Source organism: Arthrobacter celericrescens (genome assembly GCF_003614925.1).
Taxonomy (GTDB): domain Bacteria; phylum Actinomycetota; class Actinomycetes; order Actinomycetales; family Micrococcaceae; genus Arthrobacter; species Arthrobacter celericrescens.
In genome coordinates, this window is the sequence record NZ_QYLP01000087.1 from 1 (window position 1) to 1,164 (window position 1,164).

A 1,164-nucleotide genomic window follows, 5' to 3' on the forward strand; every position below is an offset into this window, starting at 1 on the left:
GTCCCATTCCGAACCCGGAAGCTAAGACCCACAGCGCCGATGGTACTGCACCCGGGAGGGTGTGGGAGAGTAGGACACCGCCGGACATACATTGGAGTTCAGGCCCCGACAACGAATGTCGGGGCCTGAACTGTTTAATGCGTTAATACGCGTGTGCTAACACGAACGCCGGCGCCAAGACCGGGCACCGCACGGCCGAGGGACCGCCGGCCGATACCGGCTGGGGCAGGGCGTTACACGCCGGAATGCACCTGGCCTGAAAGCCGATTGCGCCACCCCAGGCCGGTGTGCGACTATTCCCGTGATCGTGATCGTGATCGTGATCGTGATCGTGATCGTGATCGTGATCGTGATCGTGATCGTGATCGTGATCGTGATCGTGATCGTGATCGNTGATCAATCAAGGAGGTGAGCCCCATGAACGCAGTATCCGTAACGGGTGCTCCCCGCAGTCCACGATCGCGCGGCTGACGTAGTCGCCTCCGGGAGTGCCAACACGTCATCCGCGAAAGGCGACTCCCTTGAACACACCACCTTCTTCAACTCCGCCCCTCCCTGCGACGAACTCTGATCTGGACGCCACAGCGCGGCCTGCCACCGGCGAGCGGGCCCTGGTCCTCGGCGGCGGTGGATCGACAGGCAACGCCTGGCTGATCGGCCTCATCGCCGGGATGTTAGATGCCGGTCTGGACGTGACCCGGTCCGACCTGCTCATTGGAACGTCGGCCGGATCGACCGCGGCGGCGCAGCTTGCCGGCGCGACTCCAACAGAACTCCTGGCTGCCGTCCTTGCTGCGCCACCCCAGCAAGGGACCAATCAGCAACGGACAACTCCGGCCGGCATCGGAAGCGGACGACGTCCCGCCAGCCAAGTGAATGAGCACTTGGAGAGAACAGGCAAGATCATCGCTGCTGCCGGGGACACGGCTGACATGCGTCGCAGAATGGGCGCGGCGGCTCTCGGACTCGCAGCGGCGTCGGACCGTTCTGTCCACGCGCGATGGCGTGCTACCGTCGCGTCGCGGTTGCCCAGCCAGGACTGGCCGCAGCGCACATTGCTCATCACAGCGGTCAAGCGGCTCATCGCATTTGAGGGTGTAATCGGGGTCTGAATCCGCCGGTCTCGAGGAGTGATCGGGCGATGTAGTTGGCAAGGTTGCGGAA

General features: G+C 63.7%; 1 rRNA gene and 1 pseudogene. Both read left to right on the plus strand.

What is annotated here, in order from left to right:
• Window positions 1-86 (plus strand): 5S ribosomal RNA (rrf, locus tag D3654_RS15005); the annotation flags it as partial.
• Window positions 87-521: 435 nt separating this feature from the next.
• Window positions 522-1,073, plus strand: a pseudogene (locus D3654_RS15015) (patatin-like phospholipase family protein); the annotation flags it as partial.
• Between the last annotated feature and the right edge of the window lie 91 nt (window positions 1,074-1,164).